20 protein-coding genes, 1 tRNA gene and 1 other RNA gene are annotated in these 25,040 nt (G+C 45.3%); 17 read left to right on the top strand and 5 right to left on the bottom strand.

Going from position 1 to position 25,040, the window contains the following annotated elements:
- Window positions 1-78: 78 nt before the first annotated feature.
- A tRNA-Arg gene (locus QP794_RS28280) sits at window positions 79-153 on the bottom strand.
- 483 nt (window positions 154-636) lie between these two features.
- Here QP794_RS28280 and QP794_RS28275 point away from each other — a divergent pair.
- The 10 genes from QP794_RS28275 (at window position 637) to ssrA (ending at window position 13,367) form a co-directional block, all read left to right on the top strand.
- Window positions 637-1,662, top strand: a complete 1,026-nt coding sequence (locus tag QP794_RS28275; protein WP_024629504.1) for a sugar-binding transcriptional regulator — start codon at window positions 637-639, stop codon at window positions 1,660-1,662.
- Between the two features lie 107 nt (window positions 1,663-1,769).
- Window positions 1,770-2,777: a type I glyceraldehyde-3-phosphate dehydrogenase gene (gene gap, locus QP794_RS28270; RefSeq protein WP_285080058.1), complete on the top strand. Its 1,008-nt coding sequence runs from the start codon at window positions 1,770-1,772 to the stop codon at window positions 2,775-2,777.
- A 149-nt stretch (window positions 2,778-2,926) separates the two neighbouring features.
- Complete coding sequence (locus QP794_RS28265; RefSeq protein ID WP_285080057.1) at window positions 2,927-4,108, top strand: phosphoglycerate kinase; 1,182 nt, start codon at window positions 2,927-2,929, stop codon at window positions 4,106-4,108.
- 33 nt (window positions 4,109-4,141) lie between these two features.
- A complete protein-coding gene (gene tpiA / locus QP794_RS28260; protein ID WP_285080056.1) occupies window positions 4,142-4,894 on the top strand; it encodes a triose-phosphate isomerase in 753 nt (250 codons plus the stop codon).
- Window positions 4,894-6,438 carry a 2,3-bisphosphoglycerate-independent phosphoglycerate mutase gene (gene gpmI, locus QP794_RS28255; RefSeq protein WP_285080055.1) on the top strand — a complete coding sequence of 515 codons (1,545 nt, stop codon included), beginning with the start codon at window positions 4,894-4,896 and terminating at the stop codon, window positions 6,436-6,438. The genes tpiA and gpmI overlap by 1 nt, the downstream gene beginning before the upstream one ends.
- A gap of 237 nt (window positions 6,439-6,675) precedes the next feature.
- Window positions 6,676-7,962 carry a phosphopyruvate hydratase gene (eno, locus tag QP794_RS28250; RefSeq protein WP_024629499.1) on the top strand — a complete coding sequence of 429 codons (1,287 nt, stop codon included), beginning with the start codon at window positions 6,676-6,678 and terminating at the stop codon, window positions 7,960-7,962.
- Window positions 7,963-8,189: 227 nt separating this feature from the next.
- Entirely contained in the window at window positions 8,190-8,423 is a 234-nt protein-coding gene (gene secG / locus QP794_RS28245; protein WP_024629498.1) for a preprotein translocase subunit SecG, read from the top strand.
- 454 nt (window positions 8,424-8,877) lie between these two features.
- A complete protein-coding gene (gene rnr / locus QP794_RS28240; RefSeq protein ID WP_285080053.1) occupies window positions 8,878-11,655 on the top strand; it encodes a ribonuclease R in 2,778 nt (925 codons plus the stop codon).
- 178 nt (window positions 11,656-11,833) lie between these two features.
- Window positions 11,834-12,316 (top strand): SsrA-binding protein SmpB, encoded by a 483-nt coding sequence (gene smpB / locus QP794_RS28235; RefSeq protein WP_024629496.1) that lies wholly within the window; start codon window positions 11,834-11,836, stop codon window positions 12,314-12,316.
- Window positions 12,317-13,002: 686 nt separating this feature from the next.
- Window positions 13,003-13,367: a transfer-messenger RNA gene (ssrA, locus tag QP794_RS28230) on the top strand.
- 157 nt (window positions 13,368-13,524) lie between these two features.
- On the opposite strand, the gene QP794_RS28225 is transcribed toward ssrA, so the two are convergent.
- The 4 genes from QP794_RS28225 to QP794_RS28210 all read right to left on the bottom strand — a co-directional run bounded on the left by QP794_RS28225 (window position 13,525) and on the right by QP794_RS28210 (window position 17,571).
- Window positions 13,525-15,126, bottom strand: a complete 1,602-nt coding sequence (locus tag QP794_RS28225) for a recombinase family protein (protein ID WP_285080050.1) — start codon at window positions 15,124-15,126, stop codon at window positions 13,525-13,527.
- An 81-nt stretch (window positions 15,127-15,207) separates the two neighbouring features.
- On the bottom strand, window positions 15,208-16,059 hold the full coding sequence (locus QP794_RS28220; protein WP_285080049.1) for a recombinase family protein: 852 nt from the start codon (window positions 16,057-16,059) through the stop codon (window positions 15,208-15,210).
- A 329-nt stretch (window positions 16,060-16,388) separates the two neighbouring features.
- Window positions 16,389-17,030, bottom strand: a complete 642-nt coding sequence (locus QP794_RS28215; protein WP_285080048.1) for a hypothetical protein — start codon at window positions 17,028-17,030, stop codon at window positions 16,389-16,391.
- Window positions 17,023-17,571, bottom strand: a complete 549-nt coding sequence (locus tag QP794_RS28210; protein WP_285080047.1) for a helix-turn-helix domain-containing protein — start codon at window positions 17,569-17,571, stop codon at window positions 17,023-17,025. Before QP794_RS28210 ends, QP794_RS28215 begins: the two co-directional genes overlap by 8 nt.
- 305 nt (window positions 17,572-17,876) lie before the next feature.
- Between QP794_RS28210 and QP794_RS28205 the strand changes: the two genes are divergently transcribed.
- From QP794_RS28205 to QP794_RS28175, 7 genes are all read left to right on the top strand, one after another.
- Complete coding sequence (locus tag QP794_RS28205; protein WP_285080046.1) at window positions 17,877-18,815, top strand: hypothetical protein; 939 nt, start codon at window positions 17,877-17,879, stop codon at window positions 18,813-18,815.
- Window positions 18,812-19,189 (top strand): hypothetical protein, encoded by a 378-nt coding sequence (locus QP794_RS28200; protein WP_285080045.1) that lies wholly within the window; start codon window positions 18,812-18,814, stop codon window positions 19,187-19,189. The genes QP794_RS28205 and QP794_RS28200 overlap by 4 nt, the downstream gene beginning before the upstream one ends.
- On the top strand, window positions 19,147-19,839 hold the full coding sequence (locus tag QP794_RS28195; protein WP_285080044.1) for a phage tail sheath C-terminal domain-containing protein: 693 nt from the start codon (window positions 19,147-19,149) through the stop codon (window positions 19,837-19,839). The genes QP794_RS28200 and QP794_RS28195 overlap by 43 nt, the downstream gene beginning before the upstream one ends.
- A gap of 3 nt (window positions 19,840-19,842) precedes the next feature.
- Entirely contained in the window at window positions 19,843-20,286 is a 444-nt protein-coding gene (locus QP794_RS28190; protein WP_285080043.1) for a phage tail tube protein, read from the top strand.
- A gap of 74 nt (window positions 20,287-20,360) precedes the next feature.
- Window positions 20,361-21,128 carry a hypothetical protein gene (locus tag QP794_RS28185; protein ID WP_285080042.1) on the top strand — a complete coding sequence of 256 codons (768 nt, stop codon included), beginning with the start codon at window positions 20,361-20,363 and terminating at the stop codon, window positions 21,126-21,128.
- 48 nt (window positions 21,129-21,176) lie between these two features.
- Window positions 21,177-21,695 carry a hypothetical protein gene (locus tag QP794_RS28180; protein WP_285080041.1) on the top strand — a complete coding sequence of 173 codons (519 nt, stop codon included), beginning with the start codon at window positions 21,177-21,179 and terminating at the stop codon, window positions 21,693-21,695.
- A gap of 36 nt (window positions 21,696-21,731) precedes the next feature.
- A complete protein-coding gene (locus QP794_RS28175) occupies window positions 21,732-25,040 on the top strand; it encodes a tail tape measure protein (protein WP_285080040.1) in 3,309 nt (1,102 codons plus the stop codon).

The following is a 25,040-nucleotide window of genomic DNA, read 5'->3' as shown; positions in this document are numbered from 1 at the left end:
AAAGTCAAACTAAGTTCGAAAAAAAAGAAACCTATTCGGTTTCATTGGTTAAAAGGGTTATGAGCTGCTAATTAAGAATGGCGCGCCCGCCAAGAATCGAACTTGGATCTCAGGCTTCGGAGGCCTACGTCATATCCATTGGACCACGGGCGCACATAGATTATTGCTGCAAATATAGTTGCTTAAAAGCAGTTTTGAAATATAAGTTTCAAATATGTGACAGCAATAATGATTATAGCTCATGAGTAATTTAATTGCAAGCAGATGCTCGCTGTTTTGGTTTGGATTACTCAGAAATGGATCATGATGAAGATAAGTGGATAAAGAGCGCAAATAGGTAAATGCTAAAAGAGGTTTGGGACATACTATATGAAAAACAAAAGCGAGCAATATGTAGATGAGATTTTTGCTTTCCTTCTATATATAGTATCGGACAGGTTGTTCTCGATCTTGGGAGATTGACATTGTGAAAATAGGCGCGTACAAACGCCTGAAACTTGTCGAATTAACGCTTCGAAACACTTGCATGTCGCGTCAGTTTTAGGTAGAATAGACGTGGGACTTAAAAAGTTAACCCGGGACGTTTTAGGGCCATGAAAGAGAGCTTGGAACGAGAAGCTTGCGGGAGTGGAAAGCATGCGAACGATTTTAGAAGTGCAAAAGCAGCTTCTGCCTGATCTCATGGATGTCTTGAAGAAGAGGTATACGATTCTGCACCAGATCATGTTATCGGATGTGATCGGACGAAGAACGTTAGCTAATTCCATGCAGATGACCGAGCGGGTTCTGAGAGCTGAGACCGATTTGTTAAAGGCTCAGGGACTTATTGAAATTGACAGTGCAGGGATGAAGATCAGCGAGGCGGGGCATGAATTGCTGCAGCAGTTGGAACCCGTCGCCAAAGAGCTGTTTGGATTATCCGAACTGGAAGAGCGCATCAAGCAAGCCTACGGTCTGCAAAAGGTAGTAGTGGTTCCTGGCGATTCGGACATTTCTCCATTTGCCAAACGGGAACTCGGCAGAGCCGGAGCGAAGGCTCTGGGTAATATTATGAGTGATAACGATGTTGTCGCCGTTACTGGCGGTTCAACAACGGCTGGAGTGGCAGAGCAACTGACTCCGCCAACATCGCTGAAAGGTGTCTGGTTCGTACCGGCACGCGGCGGGTTGGGAGAAAGCCTCGAAATTCAGGCCAATACGATCGCATCCACGATGGCAAAACGGGTAGGAGCCCAATACAAACTCCTGCATGTACCGGATTTGCTTAGTGATCACGCCTACGAATCACTAATCCAGGACCCTAGTGTTCAGGAGATTCTGCAGCTGATCCGTAAATCGCGAATCGTCATTCATGGAATCGGTGATGCCGTAGAGATGGCACGGCGACGTAAGCTTGCACCTGAGATTATAGATGAACTTCAGGAGCAAGGAGCCGTATCGGAATCCTTCGGTTATTACTTTAATGATCAGGGTGAGGTGGTACATACCATGCTTACGCTGGGCATGCGACTTCAGGATATTGAGCGGACCGATGTTGTGATTGGGATTGCAGGCGGCAAAAGCAAGGCTGCTGCCATACATTCCGTCCTGCGATTTGGTCAGGAAGATATTCTGATTATTGATGAGGCTGCTGCCGAAGTCATCGTTGCCGAAATGGAATAAGGCTTTATTTTGCACCACAAACATTGTTGTCTTGACGGACTTCACCGTCTGTCTTGAATATATAAGCTTCATAAAAAAATCAATCAAAACTTGGGAGGAACTTACTCATGATTAAAGTAGGTATTAACGGTTTTGGACGTATTGGTCGTTTGGCATTCCGCCGTATTCAAAATGTAGAGGGCATTGAAGTTGTAGCAATCAACGACTTGACTGATGCTAAAATGCTGGCTCATTTGCTCAAATATGATACAACTCAAGGTCGCTTCGATGGCGATGTTGAAATACACGACGGCTTCTTCAAAGTGAACGGCAAAGAAGTTAAAGTATTGGCTAACCGTAACCCAGAAGAACTGCCATGGGGCGACCTCGGCGTAGATATCGTTCTGGAATGTACTGGTTTCTTCACAACTAAAGAAGCAGCTGAGAAACACTTGAAAGGTGGAGCTAAGAAAGTTGTTATCTCCGCACCAGCTACTGGCGACATGAAAACCATTGTTTACAACGTAAACCATGAAATCCTCGACGGTACTGAAACTGTAATCTCCGGCGCATCTTGCACAACAAACTGCCTGGCACCTATGGCAAAAACACTGCAAGACAAATTCGGAATCGTTCAAGGTTTGATGACTACAATTCACGCTTACACTGGCGACCAAAACACTTTGGATGCTCCACACCCTAAAGGTGACTTCCGTCGTGCTCGCGCAGCAGCTGAAAACATCATCCCTAACACAACTGGTGCTGCTAAAGCAATCGGTCTGGTTATTCCAGAACTGCAAGGCAAACTTGATGGTGCAGCTCAACGTGTACCAGTAGCTACTGGTTCCCTGACTGAGCTCGTAACTGTTCTGGGTAAAAAAGTTACTGCTGAAGAAGTTAACGCAGTAATGAAAGAAGCTTCCGATCCACAAACTTTCGGATACACAGAAGACGAAATCGTATCTTCCGATATCCAAGGAATCACTTTCGGTTCCCTGTTTGATGCAACTCAAACTAAAGTTCTGACTGTTGGCGACCAACAATTGGTTAAAACTGTAGCTTGGTATGACAATGAAATGTCCTACACTGCTCAACTGGTTCGCACTTTGGAGCACTTTGCAAAAATGATCAAGTAATATCTGCAATAACATAGAGCGGAAACAGATGCTATTGTTTCCGCTCTTTATATATCAACATTTTGCAAATTTCTCAAAAACACCAGGATTGACAAGGGATTTCAGCTCTTGATTGGTCCAACAAATACATGGGTGCGGAGGAAATACAGATGAACAAAAAAAGTGTACGCGATATCGAATTGACAGGAAAACGGGCTTTTGTCCGTGTAGATTTTAATGTGCCGCTCGAAGATGGTAAAATTACAGATGACAAACGTATTCGTGCCACGCTTCCTACGATCAATTATTTGATCGAAAAAGGCGCTAAAGTTATTTTGGCAAGCCACATGGGTCGTCCAAAAGGCGAAGTGGTTGAATCCATGCGTTTGACTCCAGCTGCTGAACGTTTGTCCGAATTGCTCGGTAAAAAAGTGGTTAAAGCAGATGATTCCGTTGGCGAAACAGTAAAAGCTCAAATCGCTGAACTGAACAACGGCGACGTATTGTTGCTTGAGAACGTTCGTTTCCACGCAGGTGAAGAGAAAAACGATCCGGAATTGGCAAAACAATTCGCTGAACTGGCTGACATATTCGTTAACGATGCATTCGGCGCAGCTCACAGAGCACACGCTTCGACAGAAGGTATTGCTCACTTGTTGCCAGCAGTATCCGGTCTGTTGATGGAGAAAGAACTTGAAGTGTTGGGCAAAGCAATCTCCAACCCTGAGCGTCCTTTCACAGCAATCATCGGTGGTTCCAAAGTTAAAGACAAAATCGATGTAATCGACAACCTGTTGAACATTGCAGACAACGTAATCATCGGTGGCGGTCTGACTTACACGTTCTTCAAAGCACAAGGACATGAAATCGGACAATCTTTGTTGGATGATTCCAAACTGGATGTTGCTCTTGGTTTTATTGAAAAAGCGAAAAAATTGGGCAAAAATTTCTACCTGCCGGTAGATATCGTTGTATCTGACGATTTCAGTGCGAGTGCAAACACACAAATCGTTGGCATCGACGGCATCCCTGCAGACTGGGAAGGCGTGGACATCGGACCGAAAACGCGTGCAATCTATGCTGAAGTAATTAAAAACTCCAAGCTGGTTGTATGGAACGGACCAATGGGCGTATTCGAAATTGAACCTTTCTCTAATGGTACACGTGAGGTTGCTGAAGCTTGTGCAGAGACAGAAGCATACACCATCATTGGTGGCGGTGACTCCGCAGCAGCAGCTGAGAAGTTCAAATTGGCTGACAAAATGGACCACATCTCTACAGGTGGCGGTGCATCGCTCGAGTTCATGGAAGGCAAAGTGCTTCCTGGCGTAGTTGCATTGAACGATAAGTAAGCTTAAAGCTATAGCATGAAGGAGTTGAAAACCATGAGAACACCGATTATCGCAGGTAACTGGAAAATGTTCAAAACGGTTTCCGAATCCAATGACTTCATTCAGGAAGTTAAAGGAAAAGCGGAAGTTGAAGGCGTAGAGACGGTTATTTGCGCACCGTTTACGAATCTGCCGTCCCTGGTAGAAGCCGTTAAAGGCACAAACATCAAAATTGGTGCACAAAATCTTCATTTTGAAGACAATGGTGCATTCACAGGTGAAATCAGCGGCGTTATGCTGAAAGACCTGGGTGTGGATTATGTCATTATTGGTCACTCGGAGCGCCGTCAATATTTTGCGGAAACCGATGAGACTGTCAATAAAAAGCTGCATGCAGCATTCCGTCACGGATTGACTCCAATCTTCTGCCTTGGTGAAACGCTTGAAGAGCGCGAAGCCAATCAGACGAAAGACGTATGCAAAGTGCAAACAGAAGCGGCTTTGGCAGGTCTGACTGCTGAGCAGGCAGCACAAGTGGTTATCGCTTATGAGCCAATCTGGGCGATCGGTACAGGCAAATCCTCCACATCCCAAGATGCGAATGAAGTTATTGCTTACATTCGTACGTTGGTGAAGGATCTGTACGACCAAAAGGTAGCAGATGCAGTTCGTATTCAATACGGCGGCAGTGTTAAACCTGAGAACGTAACAGAATACCTCGGACAAAGCGACATCGACGGCGCGCTTGTTGGCGGTGCCAGCTTGCAGCCGGCTTCGTTCATCGCGCTTGTTGAGGGGGCGAAGTAATGACAGCTCCAAAACCTGTAGCACTGATCATTATGGACGGCTTTGGTCTTCGGAACACGGTGGAAGGCAACGCGGTAGCGCAAGCCAAGAAACCGAACTATGACCGTTTTATGAGCCAATTCCCTCATACAACGCTCACTGCTTGCGGTGAAGCTGTAGGTTTGCCAGAAGGGCAAATGGGGAACTCCGAGGTAGGTCACCTGAACATTGGTGCTGGCCGGATCGTATACCAGGATTTGACTCGTATTTCCAAATCGATTCGTGACGGTGAGTTTTACGATAATGAGACACTCGTTAAAGCTGTTCGCGAAGCGAAACAAAGCGGTAAAAAGCTTCACTTGTATGGATTGTTGTCTGATGGCGGTGTACATAGTCACATCGACCACTTGTTCGCTATGCTGGATCTCGCCAAAAAAGAAGAAATGAATGACGTATACATTCATGCCTTCATGGATGGCCGTGATGTTATGCCAGATAGCGGTAGAGAATTCATGCAGAAGCTGATTGCCAAAATTGCAGAAGTCGGTGTAGGACAAATTGCAACGGTTCAAGGTCGCTACTATGCGATGGACCGTGACAAACGTTGGGAACGTGTTGAGAAATCATATCGTGCCATCGTTTATGGTGATGGACCAAAATACACTGACCCACTCAGAGCAGTTGAAGAATCGTATGAAAAATCTGTATTTGACGAATTTGTTGAACCAACGGTTATCGTCAAAGCGGATGGCCTGCCGGTAGGTTTGGTGGAGAGCGGCGATTCCGTCATTTTCCTCAACTTCCGTCCTGACCGTGCGATCCAACTGTCGCAAGTATTCACGAACCAGGATTTCCGTGGTTTCGACCGTGGTCCGAAGTTCCCTGTGGGCTTGCATTTCGTGTGCTTGACGCTGTTCAGCGAGACCGTTGAGGGTTATGTGGCTTACTCGCCTAAAAACCTCGACAACACGCTGGGTGAAGTTCTGGTACAGAACAACAAGAAACAATTGCGTATTGCAGAAACTGAGAAATACCCGCACGTAACCTTCTTCTTCAGCGGCGGCCGTGATGTTGAGCTTCCAGGCGAAACACGCGTGCTGATCAACTCACCAAAAGTTGCAACGTACGACTTGCAACCGGAGATGAGCGCGTATGAAGTAGCTGACGCATGTGTTCGCGAGATTGAAGCAGACAAACATGATGCTATTATTCTGAACTTCGCTAACCCTGATATGGTTGGACACTCCGGCATGCTGGAGCCTACGATTAAGGCAGTAGAAGTAACAGACGAATGCATGGGCCGTGTTGTGGATGCAGTTCTCGCTAAAGGCGGCGTTGTGCTGATTACTGCGGATCATGGTAACGCGGATATGGTGTTCGATGAGCAAGGACGTCCGTTCACGGCTCACACAACGAACCCTGTTCCATTCATCGTTACAGATGCGAATGTTACCTTGCGTGAAGGCGGAATCCTCGCGGATATCGCTCCAACGATTCTTGACCTGATGCAATTGCCTAAACCGGAAGAAATGACAGGTACATCGGTCATCGCTACCCGTAAATAGATTACGCAACACCATATAAATTGGGCCGTTTGGCGTTTGCCTATGAACGAAGGCAGCAGAAATAGTCTGTAGAAGCGAAGCGGTCGCCTTTATCACATGATTTCAACTTATAAAAATAAGTTCAAAGAAATCAGGGGATAACAGCGATCGAAAGACGATTCTGCTGACGTAGTGAATTTGGGGCAAACACAAGTTGGTCCAAAATTAAAATTCCAAATTAAAAGGAGATTATCACTCATGACTATTATTTCTGACGTGTACGCTCGCGAAGTCCTCGACTCCCGCGGTAACCCTACAGTTGAAGTTGAAGTATACCTGGAGTCCGGCGCAATCGGACGCGCTATCGTACCATCCGGTGCATCCACTGGTGCCCACGAAGCCGTTGAGCTTCGCGATGGCGACAAATCCCGTTATCTGGGTAAAGGTGTTCTGCAAGCTGTTAAAAACGTAAACGAAACAATCGCTCCAGAAGTAATCGGTATGGATGCATTGGATCAACTGGGTATCGACAAATTGATGATCACTTTGGATGGTACGCCAAACAAAGGTAAACTGGGTGCTAACGCAATCCTGGCTGTATCCATGGCTGTAGCTCGTGCAGCTGCTGACGCTCTGGACCTGCCATTGTACGTTTACCTGGGCGGATTCAACGCTAAAGTACTTCCAGTACCAATGATGAACATCATCAACGGTGGTGAGCATGCTGACAACAACATCGACGTTCAAGAGTTCATGGTTCTTCCTGTTGGAGCACCAAGCTTCAAAGAAGCTCTTCGCGTAGGTGCAGAAATCTTCCACAACCTGAAATCCGTACTGAGCTCCAAAGGCCTGAACACAGCTGTAGGTGACGAAGGCGGCTTCGCACCGAACCTTGGTTCGAACGAAGAAGCAATCACTACAATCATCGAAGCGATTGAAAAAGCAGGTTACAAACCAGGCGTTGACGTATTCCTGGGTATGGACGTAGCTTCCACTGAGTTCTACAAAGATGGTAAATACACACTTGCTGGCGAAGGTAAATCTTACACTTCCGCTGAGTATGTTGACCTTCTGGCTTCATGGGTTGAGAAATACCCTATCATCACCATTGAAGACGGTATGTCTGAAGATGACTGGGATGGTTGGAAATTGCTCACAGAAAAATTGGGAGACAAAGTACAACTCGTTGGTGATGACTTGTTCGTAACGAACACAGAGCGTCTGGGTAGAGGTATCGAAGAAGGTATCGGTAACTCCATCCTGATCAAAGTTAACCAAATCGGTACATTGACTGAAACATTCGATGCAATCGAAATGGCTAAACGTGCAGGATACACTGCTGTAATCTCTCACCGTTCCGGTGAGTCCGAAGACAGCACAATCGCTGACATCGCTGTTGCAACAAACGCGGGTCAAATTAAAACGGGTGCTCCTTCCCGTACAGACCGTATCGCGAAGTACAACCAATTGCTCCGCATCGAGGATCAACTGGGTGAATTGGCCCAATACAATGGTCTTAAAGGTTTCTACAACCTCAAAAAATAAGTTGTCTTCTGACAACTCTTGGGCAAGCCGGGTAACCGGCTTGTCTTTTTTATTAGTTTTTGTTAGACATTTCAATACCGATAAATATGGGTACTGTTCAATGAATTTTTGAGTATCAGTGAATTGAGAGATCGCCACTACTTGTATCACGCTAATTGCTGTGTTACAATTAAAGTAACTGTTTTTATGGTGAGATGTTATGCCCACATGGGTAGGAGGTGGAATGAATGGATATTGCTTTGAAATTGCTGCTCGTCGTATTTTCGATCGGTCTAATCACTGTAGTATTGCTGCAGCACGGAAAAAGCGCTGGTTTGGCGGGTGCCATCTCCGGTGGTGCGGAACATCTTTTCGGTAAAACGAAAGCGCGCGGACTGGATCTTTTCTTGCAACGTGCAACGGTTGTACTGGGTGCAGGATTCTTCATTTTGTCTATTATTGTTACGGTTGTGTCCAAGTAAGAATCGGATATATGCCTGAACAATTCAATAGCTTGAGCGTAATCGCTTAAATGATTAACCTTCGTTTCGAGAAGAAACGGAGGTTTTTTAATAAATTCATCCATGACCAGTCTTTTCCAATGAACCACACGATTCTGATCTTCGATTTCTTCTCACTTCCGTTCGGTTACCTTCCTACATATTCGCCCTGTTCTGGGCCGTTTCTTTTCTGTCTGTTCGAGAGCAAAAAACACATGTAGCATAAATGCTGTTATGATGCATGAAAGCGCGCTTATTCAAAGGGCCATGCATATTTAGTTTATTTTGCAGGGTACGGATGCGCCGGATTGAATTCGTGTATACTAGGGTATGAGATAGTGAGGCCTGAGTTAGACGGCTTTTCTATTGGTAAGGTTTCTGATACATAGAGAGACGAGACAAGATTACACTTTTATGTTTCCCGAGGTGAATATTAATGATAACAGAACAACAATTGCTCGACTTCATGCGGGAAACCGCTTATAAACCGATGACTTATCAGGAACTGGAACAGCACTTCGAGATTGAAGACGCGGCTGATTTCAAAGCCTTTTTGATTATGCTCAATACGCTGGAGGAATCCGGCAAAGTCATGCTGACCCGCAATAACCGCTATGGCATGCCAGAACGCATGGATTTGGTGCGTGGACGTTTGCAGGCTCATGCGAAAGGGTTTGCTTTCCTCATCCCTGAGGATCGGGAGCACCCGGATGTGTACATCCACGCCAATGATATGAAAAGCGCCATGAACGGTGATACGGTGTTGGTTAAAGTGACTTCTCAAGGACCTTCCGGTGGACGTTTGGAGGGTGAGATTGTCCGTATTGTTACCCGTGCGGTTACGCAGGTTGTTGGTGTATTCCAAAGCCACGAGGTGTACGGTTTCGTTATACCGGATGATAAGCGGATTAACCGGGATATTTTCATCCCGCGTCCGAACTTCCACGGGGCTGTTGATGGACAAAAAGTTGTTGCAAAAATCGTCAGCTATCCAGAGGGCCGGGCAGCAGCAGAAGGTGAAGTGATCGAGATTCTCGGTCATAAGGATGAACCGGGTATTGATATTTTGTCCGTAATCCGTAAGCACCAGCTGCCAGAAGCCTTTCCGGATGAAGTCGTGGAAGAAGCGGAAAAAGCACCGGACGCCATTACGGAAGAAGAAATTGTCCAGCAGGGTCGCCGCGATCTGCGTGGGCTGAATATCGTTACGATTGATGGCGAAGACGCCAAGGATCTCGATGACGCTGTCAACGTGGAGAAGTTGCCGAACGGTAACTACCGTCTGGGCGTTCATATCGCCGATGTAGGCTATTACGTGCGGGAAAACTCCAAGTTGGATCAGGAAGCGTACAACCGCGGATGCAGTGTGTATCTGGTGGACCGTGTTATTCCGATGCTGCCACAACGTCTGTCCAACGGGATCTGTAGTTTGAATCCGCAGGTAGATCGCTTGACGTTATCTTGTGAAATGGAGTTCAACGACCAGATGAAGGTTGTGAAACATGACATTTTTACAAGTGTTATCAAGACCAAAGAGCGGATGACGTATTCCAACGTTCGCAAAATTCTTGAAGGTGAAGAGCCTGAATTGTTGGAGCGTTACAAGGATCTAGTGGACGATTTCCACTTGATGAAAGAGATTGCTTTGAAGCTTCGTGCGATGCGTATGCGACGCGGTGCGGTTGACTTTGATTTTGAAGAATCCAAAATCATTGTGGATGAAGAATGCAAACCGGTTGATATCGTGAAACGGGAGCGTTCGATTGCGGAGCAAATTATTGAGGAATTCATGCTGGCAGCCAATGAAACGGTAGCAGAGCATTTCCACTGGTTGAAGGTTCCGTTCATCTATCGTGTGCATGAAGATCCTGATCAGGAAAAACTGCAAAATTTTCTCGCCTTTGCGGCGAATTTCGGACACCACGTCAAAGGACGGGGCAACGCGATTCATCCACGGGCGCTTCAATCCCTGCTTGAGGATATTAACGGAACGAAGGAACAGACGGTTATCAGTACAATGATGCTGCGTTCCATGAAGCAGGCGAAGTATGACTCCGAGATGTCGGGTCACTTTGGTCTGGCAGCAGAGTTCTACAGTCACTTCACCTCACCGATCCGTCGTTATCCCGATCTCGTCATTCACCGTGTTATTCGGGAAGTGATTGAGAACAATGGAGCATTGCCTGAGAACCGTCAGGAGTATTTGGCTGGACGTATGGCCGATATTGCGCAGCAGTCCTCGGAACGTGAGCGTGTGGCGGTTGAAGCTGAACGGGATACGGAGAAAATGAAGAAAGCGGAGTACATGCTTGATAAAGTTGGCGAAGAGTTCGAAGGCATGATCAGCAGTGTAACCAGCTTCGGTATGTTCATTGAACTGGAGAATACGGTAGAAGGTCTGATTCGCTTGAGTGCGCTCACGGACGACTATTACCATTTTGATGATCAGCATATGGCTCTGATTGGCGAACGTACATCTAAAGTCTTCCGCATCGGTGATGAGGTGAAGATTCGTGTGGCCCGTGTGAGCATGGAAGAGTACACGATTGACTTTGAAATGGTTGACATGAAACCTCGTGGCGAACGTCCAGGTGGCTTCAGTGGTGGACGCGGCGGTAAAGGTGGACGTCCTGCTGGCGGCGGAGGACGCGGAGGAGTGAAGAGTGGTTCCGGTGGATTCAGTGGCTCGCGTGGTGGTAAAGGTGCCCCAACTGGTGCTGCAGGCAGCCGTGGTGGCAGATCAGCCGATGAGAGCAGCAAAGGTGGTCGTGGTGGCCGTAGCGGAGCTTCGAACACAGCAGGAAGCGCAGGTGGAAAGGGTGGCGGTAAACCGAGAGGTGAGCGTCGTACTGGAGACGCCGGCGGATCAGCGGGTCGGAGCAAGGGAGCGGTAAGCTTTGGTTTTGGCTCAGGCAAAGGCGGCTATAGTACTACAGCAGGTGGCCAGGAAGGCACTTCAGCTGGTGGACAAGAGAATGGTCTGAACAGCGGCAGCAGTCGCAGTGAGGGAAGCTTCAAATCCGGTAAAGGCGGAGGTAAAGGTGGCAAAAGCGGTAGTGCACGCAAAAACACCTCACCTAGCGGAGTGTTTATCGGCGAAGGAGCTACACCGGGCGGTGTTCAGGAAGGTGGGGCACCACGGCGTAAGCGCAAGAAGACTAAAGGTGCACCTGCCAACGGAACGGCGGCTTTTGTACGGAAGAAGAAAAAGTAATCGCGTTTCGCTGAGCATAAAATGAGTGTAATGAGAAGGGGCGGCGCAGACCGCCTCTTTCTTGATTTTAACAGCGGTACTTGCTACAATTAAGGTCTGGCATGAGGTACCTAGGAAATGTGTGGTGCACTGCTGTAGAGCATGGTACCGGCTTATTTTACGGAGAAGGAGTGAGGACATGGGCAAGAATGATGGACAGAGTAAAGTGCTTGCACAGAATAAAAAGGCTTCCCATGACTACTTCATTGAAGATACGTATGAAGCGGGCATGGTGCTTACCGGAACGGAGATTAAATCTCTTCGTAATGGCCGTGCGAATATTGGCGATGCATTTGCCACGATTCGGAACGGTGAGATTCATATTCACAATATGCATATTAGTCCTTTTGAACAAGGAAACCGTCATAATCCAATTGATCCAACCCGTACGCGCAAATTGTTAATGCATAAAGTGCAGATTCACAAGCTGCTTGGGCTGTCGAAGCAAGACGGATACAGCATTGTACCGCTGAAGATCTATATTCGTAACGGGTATGCAAAGCTGCTGCTCGGGCTGGGTAAAGGTAAGAAGCAGTACGATAAACGGGAGTCAGCTGCAAAACGCGATGCACAACGTGATATTCAACGGGTTCTGCGCGAGAAGCAGAAGGTTGCTCGTTGATTTGGATTTGCGATTGCTATGTTTTGAATGGCGCACGGTAAGTTATTTAGTGATAAGTGCGTTATGATAGAAATAAGGATCTCAGGTTTTGCCCGTAATGGGGTGGAGCTTGGGATTTTTTGATTTGATAAAAAGAGTCCTTGCTACGGGGGAACGGTGTAAAGATTTGGCACAATAATCTGACCTGCAATGTGGCGGTCAAGTCGGTCAGATTATTGTGCCAGTTCTGATATGAGATACATCAGTTGTTGCCGCGCCCTGTCTAATAAAAATGTTAGCAGTGGTACCGGGTAAACTTGTGAGGATTGTTGGAAAGAATCGTAGGAGTAAGTTTGCTGATGACTGCGTACTTTGTTCCGATCGTGGGTAAGATAGTTAAGAAAGCTGTTCATGCTCATGAATTGTCTGCACTTCGGTACTCAACTTTACTTCGCTTGAGGGACGCGGTATAATATGTAGACGATTGAGCCTCATATGTGTGTTGGATAAACTTGCACAGTTGCTCAGCCAGCTGGAACGTCTTCCAGTAATCTGTACTATATCGGTGATTGGTCCTGTGTTATGATGTTCTTGTAGCAGACAGGAATGCCGAGTTTGAAAGAAGCATCTTTTTACCTTGGAGGAAAAAGATGTGCAGCACCTTTGCTCCGTATTCACGGATTAATCCTGGAGCCCTTCTTATATGAGGGGGCGTTTATGGATTCGACGGGGATAGTTCGAGCATGGGTAGCGGGTAGTGGGGACGCGTCCACTTCATCAACGCTAAAGCCTATTAAACGGCAAACAACAAACAAACTACGCTTTCGCAGCCTAAGAAACTGTGTGCGTGCTTCTAACCTGCATCGCCCATGTGACAGGATTAGGGGCTAACAAGTAGTGGGATACGCTGTCACATCTCCGCCTGGGGTGTGCTGAAGAAGACAATCAGGCTGACCCAACGTATAGCCGGTTACGGGGCGATACTCGGGTGACATCAAAACTGTGACTACACCCGTAGAAGCTTATGTGTCGTTATCTTCGGACAGGGGTTCGACTCCCCTCGCCTCCATTAGTAGTACCAGAAGAAGCACCTTTATGGGTGCTTTTTTTCTTTGTTCTTATACATGGTGGTTTGAAAAACCCTACAATTACTGGATTTTTACCAGTAACTATAGGGCATCAGAATTATTTTGTTTGAATCAAGGTGTGGTGGCACAATGAATCAGAACTTACTTCCATTCGCACACCATTGTTTTTTCATACATAAGCTTGTCATTCATAGTCAGTTGGAGACTCAAATAGATCTTTTTAGTATCTCTGTTGATGTAAAGCTTCGAGATATACTTGCTAGCTAAAGCATGTAATAACTGTGGATTGGGCACTTCTTGATCTAGTAGACTAATGAAAGATTGAATATCATATCGGATACCTGCAACGTACTCCTCAGGCACATGGAAATCGGACCAGTTAGATGTTAGCCGAAGGTAAGAATCTGACTTCTCCCTTAACTCGTTTTGCATCTCCGCAAGCATTTCCTGATGGTAAGGCTTTGCCTTTCCTGTTGAGATGTCATCTTCGATTAACTCTATTCGTTTTTTCAGAAATTCGAGTTCGTTTTCCATAATTGTTTTCTGAGTAGTATGTTGCTGATTACTCTCGGTGTAAAATTGTCGCATTTCTTCTACTAGATTATTCCCCATGAGCAGACTCATTATATGGATGCGTAAACGATTAGAGACTATCTCTTCTATCCGTTCCTTGTTCCATCCAGCATATGGACAGAAGTCCTTACCTTTTCTAAGGTAGCCGCCGCATACATAGTATTGTTTTTTTCCACCTTTCATTTTACTTGATGTGGAGTTACCTACCATTCGTGAACCGCACTTTTCGCATACCATAACTCCTCGTAACCAGAAAGGGGAGGCTAGTTTGCTATCAAAAGGCTTATGTGTTTCTCCACCGCCAGTATTTCTTTTCTTTGCGTTCTCTTGGCATTTGTTAAATATATCTTCCGAAATGATTGAAGGGTGAGCATTTTCAGTAATTATCCACTCTGAACGGTCACGCCACTTTTTACCTTTGGTTTGATAATCCTGCTTATTCCAGCAACGCCGACCAATATAAGCCTCGTTAAAAATGATAGCTCTAATTGTGCTTGATGCCCATGTTCCGCCTTTCTGGGAGGGGATTTGTCGGCGGTTTAGTTCAGAGGCGATCTTTGTGTAACCCATTCCTTCATGAGCATACTGGTTAAAGATCCATTTTACGATATCTATCTCTTCACGTGGGCCATGTATCCACACTGCCTTGGTTTTATTATTCCCTAGAGCAATATGTTCTGTACGATATCCATATGGAGACGTACCACCATTGTTATACCCTTGCTTAGCGTTCTGCGTCATACCCTTACGTACCTCGGTAGCCAAGTTTGCGTTAAAGAACTCTGAAATGACCTCTAGCATTCCTTCCAGTAGCATGTCTTGCGGCGTCTCTGCTTCTGTCTGTTCCGTGACTGATATGACCTTCACACCACTTTGATTCAGTAATGCTTTGTAGATAACATGGTCGTCCCGCTTACGAGAAAACCGATCAAACTTATGAACAACAACCGCATCGAACGGTCTATTTGAGCGTTTAGCTAATGCTATCATCTTCTGAAACTCTGGACGGTCATCTGTCTTTGCAGATTTTCCTTTCTCAATGAACTCATTAACGATGATCCAACCTTTCTCCAGACAATATTGCTGAATGGCTTTAACCTGTGCTGGAATAGACAACTCTTTCACTGCTTGGCGATCTGAAGACACGCGGACATAAATAGCTACTTTCAATGAAATACTCTCCCTTTTCTTGTTTTTGGGCATAAAAAAAGCACGTACACCGTTTTGGCGTACCTGCAATGAAACTTAACATTATTGTGTTTTATTGATTTTCCTTGCCATCAACGATGCCTGAGCGGCATCCCAAATCCGTTGGTCAACAATAGCAGGATGAGCTTTCTCTGCGACAATCCACTCAGATGCATCATTCTGTTTCCCATCTGCATCCGACTTCTTATTCCAGACACGCTTACCGAGATAGACTGAATTGTTGAGGATAGCAAGCACTGTGGATGGAGCCCACCTCTTCCCCTCGATGACTTTTTGCTGATTCAGTTCACGAGCAATTCGCTTGCCTCCATGACCTTCTACCGCCATTTGAAACATCTGCTGGACTAATTTGACCTCTTCATTACTTCCAAGCTCATACGTGATCTTTTTGCCTGTCTGAACACGTCGATAACCGAATGGCACTCTGCCACCACAATGAAATCCTTGAGAGGCATTTTCCCTCATGCCCTTCAACGTCTCGTGACGCAGATTAACGTTGTAGAACTCACTGATAACTTCCAGCATTGACTCTAACAGAAAGCCATGTGGCGTATCCGTATTAATAGGCTCGGTTGCAGATACAACGGTAACACCGAGCTTTTTTAGTAACGCTTTGTATACAGCATGATCTCCACGATTGCGACTGAACCGATCAAACTTGTGGACGACAATTGCATCAAAGTGTTTATCTGTTTTCTGAGCATCTGCAATCATTCGTTGAAAGTCTGGTCTTGCATCTGTCTTTGCAGACCTAGCTTCATCTATATATTCATCCACGATAGACCATCCACGCTCGTCCGCGTATCGCTGCAGTGCTTCTCGTTGAGCAGGGATGGATAATTCACGTTCTGCTTGTTGTTCAGATGATACACGAAGATAAGTTACTACATTCATTTTCCATCATTTCCTTTCCTCTGTGTTAGTTACTATTAAGTAAATACAGTCTATCCACCTTTCTTTTTTGAGCGCTTCTCACCACTCGATATTCACTGTAAAAAGCAAAAAGCCTGAATCCTATTGGATTCAGGTATATGAGATCGTTAAGTTGATAGTAAGGCAGTCAAGGCTGAGCGATAGCGAATTCATTTTAGCCTTGATTGGCACTTACTAAGCCAACGCTGTATTAAGCCCTTGGCTAAATGCCAAGGGGCGGCTCACGCCGAGTGCTGGGATTGCAAAGGGTAGAACCCTTTGTGTTTCCCCTTAGGGGACGGAAGGGGAAGTTAAACTATTAAATCTAAAGGATGCTGATCGTAATGGAGCCAAGCATAGTCAATAATTTTCCAAAATAAGGAGTCAACATGTGGTTTGTCGAAGAAAACCCATCCATTTATCTGTGTTCCACTTGATAGATTAAGAGGTAACTCAATAGAATTCTTAACTTTAGCATGACGTTTGGTTTTCTTTACATGACGGAAGGCTCGAGAACGTTTTGTGCATACAAAGCAGGAAACATTATAATCTATTCCTCCTAAGCCAACGTCTAAATCGACTCCATGCCTGACATCTTGACTTAGTGAGTAACCAACGTGATTGAAAAGTCTCGATTCATTGGCTAGACAATAGAAATGAATCTCTCTCACTAGTGAAGGGTAACCCCTAAGGATTCTAGCCAACACGGATTTTTGGCAAAACCCATTGAGTTCAAAACTGTGTACCTGTATATAGTAATCTGCAAAATCTTTTTGAGAAGGAACACGTTGTTGAAGAATAATGTATGACCATAGAGTTGACATCATATTCGGAAATCGAGTGGCGTATTCCACTTTATTGTCTTTGTACGCAATGAACTGGGGCGTGACCTGCGAAACTTCCAACTCGATTTCTTTTGAGGATAGGTTAATCCCAGAAGTAAGATCAATCATAGGTAGAATCAACACCTTTTAGAAGGTCGTATGCTTTATCGAGCTTACTTTGTCTCTCAATTCTTTTTTTAGTCAACTCAATCTCGTTTTCCAGCCTAAGTAGTAACTCTTCGGCATCCAGATGCCTTGCTTTTAGGTTTAGTGTTCTTTCAACTGAAGGTTCATTAGCTATCGGACTTCGTATAGTGTATTTTATTTCAATTTCATATTGTGCAGATCGGATATCCCTGTCTTCGTAATGTCTACCCAGAAAGAAACGTTTTGGAGCGTGAGCGGTGAAGATTTCGACAGGAACTTGATAATAAGCAGCAAGAGCCTCAAGGGTTGATTGTCTAGGCAGTGTGTCCGAACTCTCTAGCTTATATAAGCCTGTATGGCTAATGGTGTTGCTATCATTTGAGACTCGTTTTACGGAGTATTGTCCTACATATATCTTATTCAGTTCTTCGCGTACCCAACGTAACCTTTCGCTGAATGTAAGGAGTGTAAAGTTCTGTAGTTCCTCTCCTTCAATCCACCTTCCCGTATTATCATAAATCATCGTACGACTCTCCTTCCTGTTCTAATAAGAGTATAGACCATTACACCTCGTAAGTAAAGTTTTTATAAACGTTTACTTTTTGCTTACCTTAATGTAATATGAGAAAAAAGTTATTTTACTGGAGGGGTGAACACTAGGATGTTTAGCATAAGAGAGGACATACCTTTGTTTAACGTTTTGAAGCTATCAGGAAAATTGGAGTATGACGATGAGTAGCTTCTACGTTTGTTTAACATCACTGATAATAACCTAGAAAGTGTTCAGAATCCGAACAAGCACAGTGTAAACAAAGGAGAGATGAGAGTATGATTCACATAGATACCCTCCATATTGAGACTCAGGGAGTTATACCAGAGCAAAGCTTAAAGGAGATGACTCTTAGGAATAGGAGAGGCTTCAACACCTTTAGTACGTATACTGGAAGCACATATAGAACGTATGATGGCCGCTATGATAATGTTTTCATTAAACATACTGTAGAGAGCCAGAAGATTAAGATCGAGATTGATTCATGCGGCGGCTTCCTACACGGTAACAGCATGATTCCTATAGGAGATGAACAGAGTGGTCATTTCTTAGAAAGGTTAGAGGGCTTTCTACTTGAAACAACTAACGTCTCACTAATGGTACCTCTCCGAGATGCCCAGATAAAAAGAATGGATATTAAATATGACTTCCAAGTTGGAGACGAAGTGCGAGACTACTTATCTGCAATTGCAAAGCACTCAGTTCCTGGACATCAACGAGATATTCTTGGAAATGGAGATACTGTGGTGTTTAAAAATTCTTCAAGAAAGATGATGTTCTATAATAGGGAGGCAAACTGTATCAATCGAAGGAAGTCGGAAGAGGAAACCGAGATGAGTAAGGGGGTTATTCGGTTTGAGGTAGCTTGTAATTCAGCAGAACTATTACGAAGACTGAAGCTGAATACAGTCTGTATAAATGATGTCTTTAACTCAAATGTGACAGAGGATTTGCTGCGGCGCTACTTTGACAAGGTGAGGTTCATTGACAGGGTAACTAGCACTGAAAGTGAGTTGCTTAGGATTCTTCAAGATAACTTTGGAGAAAACAAGGGCTATCGAATATTATCGTATATAAAAGCCAAACAAGATGGTAATTTATCTGGCTTTTCTCGAACAACTATATATGAGTATGAGAAGCTTCTTGAAGAGAAGGGGATCGCTTCTGTCATTGGAGAGAGGAGGCAGGACTGCGCGGCAATGATTTTGAATACATGATCCGAGCCAGCTTGGTTGATGCCTCCAAGAAAGAGATCATCATCAAAGACACCAAAGGGATTTACGACACAGAAACTTTCACAGTTGCCGATAAGGCTGCTGCAGAAGAAGCCCTGAAGAAGTCCAATATGGTCCGCTTCAAATCAACAGGTGCTGTTGCTTGGGCAGACGTGGCATACACGGCGCTCACGGGAGCGGTATCCGGTTCCGTGACAATCACAGCGTCTGACTGGAGCCGTATTTTCAACCGGGTCGATGGTCTGACCTTCGATGTGTTCTATTCTATTTACCTTCCACTGACGCAGCCGTCCAAGCGGCTGCAAAACAATGGTTGCTGGATCGTCGCATTAAGGCCCGCAGACTTGCGCAGTTAGTCGTTGCTGGCATCGCATTGGATGACACAGACATTGAGAAGCATAATGCCCGTAGCCGCAACATGAACGCCCGTTTCATCGTCAGCAACTCTATCGCTGGTACACATATTAATGGCAAAACGTACAATTCAGTTCAATGGGCTGCATGGCTTGCAGGGTTGATGGCGGGCACGCCTGCGAATAAGTCTTTCACAGGGGTTAAGGTACCGATGACACAGGCTGCCATTGATTGGAGCTATAGCGAAGTCATTAAAGGTTTGGCTGAAGGCACTCTGATGGCAACTCGTGACGGTTATGACTACATCATTGAGTCTGCAGTGAATACACTGACCACGATGGGCGCAGGCGAGCGTGAGGACTTTGGGAAGATTCGGGTATCCATGACGATTGATCAGGTGCTGAACGATATCTATTCCACCGCCAAAAAGTGGAAAGTTAAACTGGACAACGATAAGGATGGCCGGGGCATGTTTATTGCGGCTGTGTTGGAATATCTGGCGATCCGGAGGAGCCAGAAGGCAATTGATGAAGGTTACACATTTGTAGAAGATCCGAACAACGTAAGTGACTTCGATTATGCCTATTTCAAACTGTTCGCCAAACCGCTTGATGCCATTGAAGCATTCTACATTACATGGGAGGTGGCATAGTAAATGGAACGCGAACTTATTGGCCGGAATCTTTCTTGTGAAGATGATAACGGGGATTCAGTTCAGACTATCAAGGAAATGGAAGTCACACTGAATCCCGAAACGTTGGATATTGTCCGGGCCCGCCGAATGGCGAAGACTAAACAAATTGTGGGTTATGAAATCCCGGTTAAACTGGTCATGTCCAAATTGGAATCCAGGATGCGTTATCGTCTGTTGGAGGACTTTAAAGCAGGTAAGACCATGTTCCTCGATCGCATCACTGGTTCCTTGGAAGATATGCAAACGGGAAATACGGAACGGGTCCTTTTGACAGGGATTCATATCCACGGCAACATGGACATCTTGGTTGCTCAGATCGACAGCAATACTGGTATTGATATCACGTTGGAGGGAACAGCTACGGATTTCGAATTTGTAGAGCAATTCCTTGATTACATGGCCTAAATTAAAAGGGAATTTATCCAATCTTTTTTGTATAATAGTTGAGGTGGATACAAAATAGAGTGGACGGAGTAAACATGTTAAGTAAAAAGTATAAAAACAAACCAAACAAAAATAAAAGGCCTTTAAATAAGTTTGAATCTTTCAGGAAGGGACTAGAAAGGAATAAAATATTCTTTGAGGTTTTAGTAACTCTATCACTTTCGACTATGGCTCTATTTGTTTCCTGTCAAGCGAATACAATAGCCTCTAACCAAACAGCTATCGCTGAAGCAGAAAATATGCCGGTTTTTGAAATCAAATCTACTCAAGTCTATGATGATGATAGGAAGGAATACACAGAACACAAAGTTAAAATCGCTAATGAGGGAGGACCAATCTACGGTTTTGATTCTGATGTAGTAACCTTTTTGAATATTGATTATCTAGATAATAAAGACGGCTATATCAATAAAAATATTAGAGTTCCGTTGCGAGGTTATTTTACGGCTAGTTTAGTAACGAGTAAGGTTAAAGGTGAACTAGCAACAGTACAAGGTTATTTAAACAATAATAAGTTGTTTGATCTAACGCAAGAAATTCTAAACGGGCCAGATGCCGAAGAGAAATTTATAGATATTGAGATTCAGGTTTATGTAAAAATAAGGTATGAAGATTTTCTTCATAGATATAATGAAGAATATTACTATGTACCGTATCTTCAAACCCAAAAACTGAGCCAATCAGAAGGAGAGAATATTTTCAAGGAGCACTCTGAGGCGCTTTTATCTAAAGGAGTGGAGTTTCTAGATCTAAGCAGAAATAAAGTAATAAAAATAATAAATGAAGTAAACGAGGATGAATAAAAATTAAGCCACTCTTAAGAGAGTGGCTTTTACTTTTGGGGAGGAATTATGATGAGCGATAAATTACAGAAATACCTTGCTGCCGGTACGGCCGCAACTGAACCTGAACAAATTGTTGTTGAAGTGGACGGGGAAAAATGGTCTGTGCGTCGTCTGACCACTATGGACCTGCGCCGAGCTTATGAAGCAGCATATAACGATGACGGCACAGAAAAAGGGTCGTTCAATGACATTGATGCCATGATCGTAAAAGCCACAGAGCATGATTTCGATTGGAAAAACATTGAACTTCTAAAGGCGTACAATTGCGTGAACAAAAACGAGTTACCGCCACGTATGTTAAACAACCCTGATCACTATGCTGTGTTGGCCAAAGCGGTTCGTAACTTCCAAGAAACAAAGGACGAGTTGCTTAAAGAAGCAAAAAACTCATCCGGCGAGACGGCGAAGCATCCTTTTGGATCAACCAGAAGAAATTACCTTCCGAAGTCTTGCCGTATGAAGTTAATCGGAACAGGCAGTATCATTTTTGTTTGGCCGCATCGATGTTGGCCGAAGAAGAAATGAAGAAGCTCAATAAGAAATAGGGAGGGGGTGAAAGATATGGCTACGGCCAGTAGAATAACCGTACCTATTGAAGCAAGGGATCTCGTATCTGGTACGCTGCGTCGTATGCAGAGCGGGCTTAGAAATACGCAAGACGATGTTGGTGGTCTTCGCCGTGCTGCAGATCGTATGGGCAGTGAGTTTTCATCGTCCATACATCGTGCAGGGGAGTCAGCGCGTGATCTTGGAGCCCAGGTCGGACGAGCTGCAGACGAAACAAGGCAGCTCGGTCGTGCTGTTGTCGGGGACTTATTCCGACGGGCACGTTCCAGCGCCGAGAACTTCCGTCGTTCCGTATCTCGTGCAGATGCTGAGGTGAGGGGTGTATCTGATGCCCACGTAAGACTACATGCCGACGATCAAATCAGTCCGCTGGTCGATAACATTTTTGCCAAAATATCCGGGCTTGCTGCTCTCGGTGGCGGTTTGGTGTTAGGTGGCGGGAGGTCGGATGCAGTGTTTGGTGGTGTAGGAGATTATTATAAGGAATCTTCACGGCTTGCCCCATACTTATCATCTCAACAGCGTTCTGAAGTTTTGGCCACAAACGACCAGTTAGTTGCCCAAGGGCTTATCTCTGATAGAGCCACAGGAGCTGCTGAACTTACTACCCTTACACCTATGGTTCAGGACAAATCGAAGGTGAGCGAAGCTTTCGCGGCTACAACGAAATTACAAGCAGTCATCCCCGATTCCGGATCTGAGGAAATGCAGAGAGCAGTCACCCAAACAGCTAAAAACTTTAAAGAATCCTATTCGCAAGTTGCTGACAGCATAGTGCATGCTTACATGTCAGTAGGCGATCCCCAAAAAGACCTAGCGGACACGTTTTGGGAATATAGCCCCTACTTCGCAAGTAGCGGCACAAGCTCAGCTCAAATGAGTATTTTTCTAAGTCAAACGGTCAAAGAAGGGGCCTTCAATTTCGACAAGCCGGGCGATTTTTTCAAAGAGGTTTTTGGGGTTAAGGCTCTTAATGCTGACGACATGGCTGATTACTTTGGTGCTCGGGGATCAGGGAAGAAAGATGCTGCACGACAAGCTGAAGCTTTCACTGCAGACATCAATTCCGGGGATAAACAGAGAGCCCAAGGTGCTATAGCCGCCTTGCTCGCTGATATGGCCAGCCAAGACAGTAATGAATTGAAACAGTCATTGACCAAGCTGGGGTCAGCAACGGGTGAAGATAATGCAGACTCAATCTTGAAGACGTATGGCGTTGCCTTTGAGAAAGCTCCCGATATGACGGGTACAACGGATCGAATGGTTGCCCAACAACAAGCGGCAAACCCTATGACAGAGTTCATTCAAACACAAAATCAGATGAAGACTCAACTACAGGATATTGGCGGCACAATCATGCAAGCTTCATTGCCTGCAATGCAAGAGTTCAACTCTCTTTTAGTGGAAAACAAGGCTCAAATCGAAGCTTTAGGGTCTGGTATCGCATCAAGTATCGGAAAGGCAATAAATCTTTATAAAGAGTACGATACTTTTTTTAATAACTTAATGGCTGGCTTGGCCGGGGTCTTGGCTATCAAAGGCACTGCGAGTATGGTGAAGGGAACTAAGAATCTTTATGGCGATGTAACTAGCGCCGGAAAATGGGCATGGAACAAAATTCCCGGTACTCGTAAGTTTGGCGGTGGTGGATCTACCCCGATCGGCGGCGCTGATCTCGTATCCAGCATGAACGTGAATGCGACTCGTGTTTACGTTAATGGCAGCATGGGTGGCAACGGCGGGGGAAACAGCAAAAACAGACGTAAGAATAGAAGAAATGGCGGTTCAGGTGGGACAAAATCGAAATCCAACAGTTCGAGCAAAAATACAACCAGAACGGATATTGTGAGTGATAAGAAGTCAAAGCCGCAAACGTCAACCAAGTCGAAAGTTAAAGACGTTTCTGTTAAGACGCCCAAAATGCCTAAAATTAATCTAAAGCTTGGGCCGGATGGCTTGTTGTCAACGGGTGTAAAAGGTGTCGGTGGCGCAGCTAAAGGTGTCATGAAAGGCCTTGGTGTGCTTGGCACAATTGCTAATGTTGGTTTCTCGGCTTTTGACATGTATGACACAGCAAAAGAACAAGGTTGGAAAGAAGCGATTTCCACCAAGGGTGGTTCGACGGTTGGTAGCTTAGCCGGTGGCACCATCGGTGGTCTAGTTGGCTCGTTGGTAGGTCCTCTTGGTACAGCTGCAGGTGCTGCAGTTGGTAGTTGGGCAGGTGAGAAGCTTGGTTCATGGGCAGATTCAAGTGGGATTACTCGTGATATTGTGGATGGTGTTTCAAACCTTACTGATTCAATAAAAGGGTGGATGGGGTTTGGTCCTAAAGAAGAACCGAAATCCGTTCCTGTAACGCCTCAGTTGCCAAAAGAATCATTTATAAGCACCACAGCTTCAACGACCAAGGAAGGCGAACAGAAGATCAAGGAAACGATGGAAAGCGTCATATCCAATGTGCAGAAAAGTGGCCTTAAGCAAGGCCTTACAGATGCAATGAACGAGAGCGGCGTCACTCAAGCCGCAGATCATATTAAGGATAAGCTTGTTGGCATGTTCAAAGGATCGGAGTCCAAGGAAGCTGAGAGTAACGTAAAAGCCGTTGGGTCAGCAGCCAAGGAAACCGAACAGAAAGCCAAGGATCTTGGAGTTACAACGAAAAACAGCACAAGGGACATTATCAGCGGCAACGGCCAAGCTGCATTAAGCTTTAGCGGTGTGAGCTCATCTGCCAAAAGCGCGATCGATCTGACCCGTCAGCATCTTATGTCATTCTCTACTGTATCCAGTCAAGGAAGCAGTTGGGGAAGTAACCTGATTAGCATGATGGCTGCGGGTATGCAAAGTAAATTCCCGACCCTGACCAGCATTGTGTCAAAGGCTGCAGGTGTTATTAAGGATTACCTTGGTTTTAGCTCTCCGACCAAGGAAGGACCTGCCAGTAAGTCGGACCGATGGGCGGGGAATTTCGTTTCCATGTTCTCGGATGGATTACGGCCGGACTCTATTAAAGATCGAATGATTGTGATTGCTGGGACGATGCAGGACGGTGTGAATGGCATTGAAGGTCCGAACCTGTCAGGAAGTAACATTCCTGTCCGGACGACGGCATTGGCGGCACAAACCGCCACAGGAAATAAGTCGGTAACGATCGGCAATGTCACAATTGATCTCGGAGGGATTGCAGCAGGCATTACGGATTTCCAATCCTTTGCCAAAGCCCTGACAAGTCCTGCAGGCCGCGCATTGATCCGAGATGTGGCTGGTGAAGAAATATACAAAGCATTGGAGACAGGAGGGTAA

Source organism: Paenibacillus sp. UMB7766-LJ446 (assembly GCF_030226665.1).
Lineage (GTDB): Bacteria > Bacillota > Bacilli > Paenibacillales > Paenibacillaceae > Paenibacillus > Paenibacillus vandeheii.
This window is presented reverse-complemented; position numbering and strand designations above follow the sequence as displayed.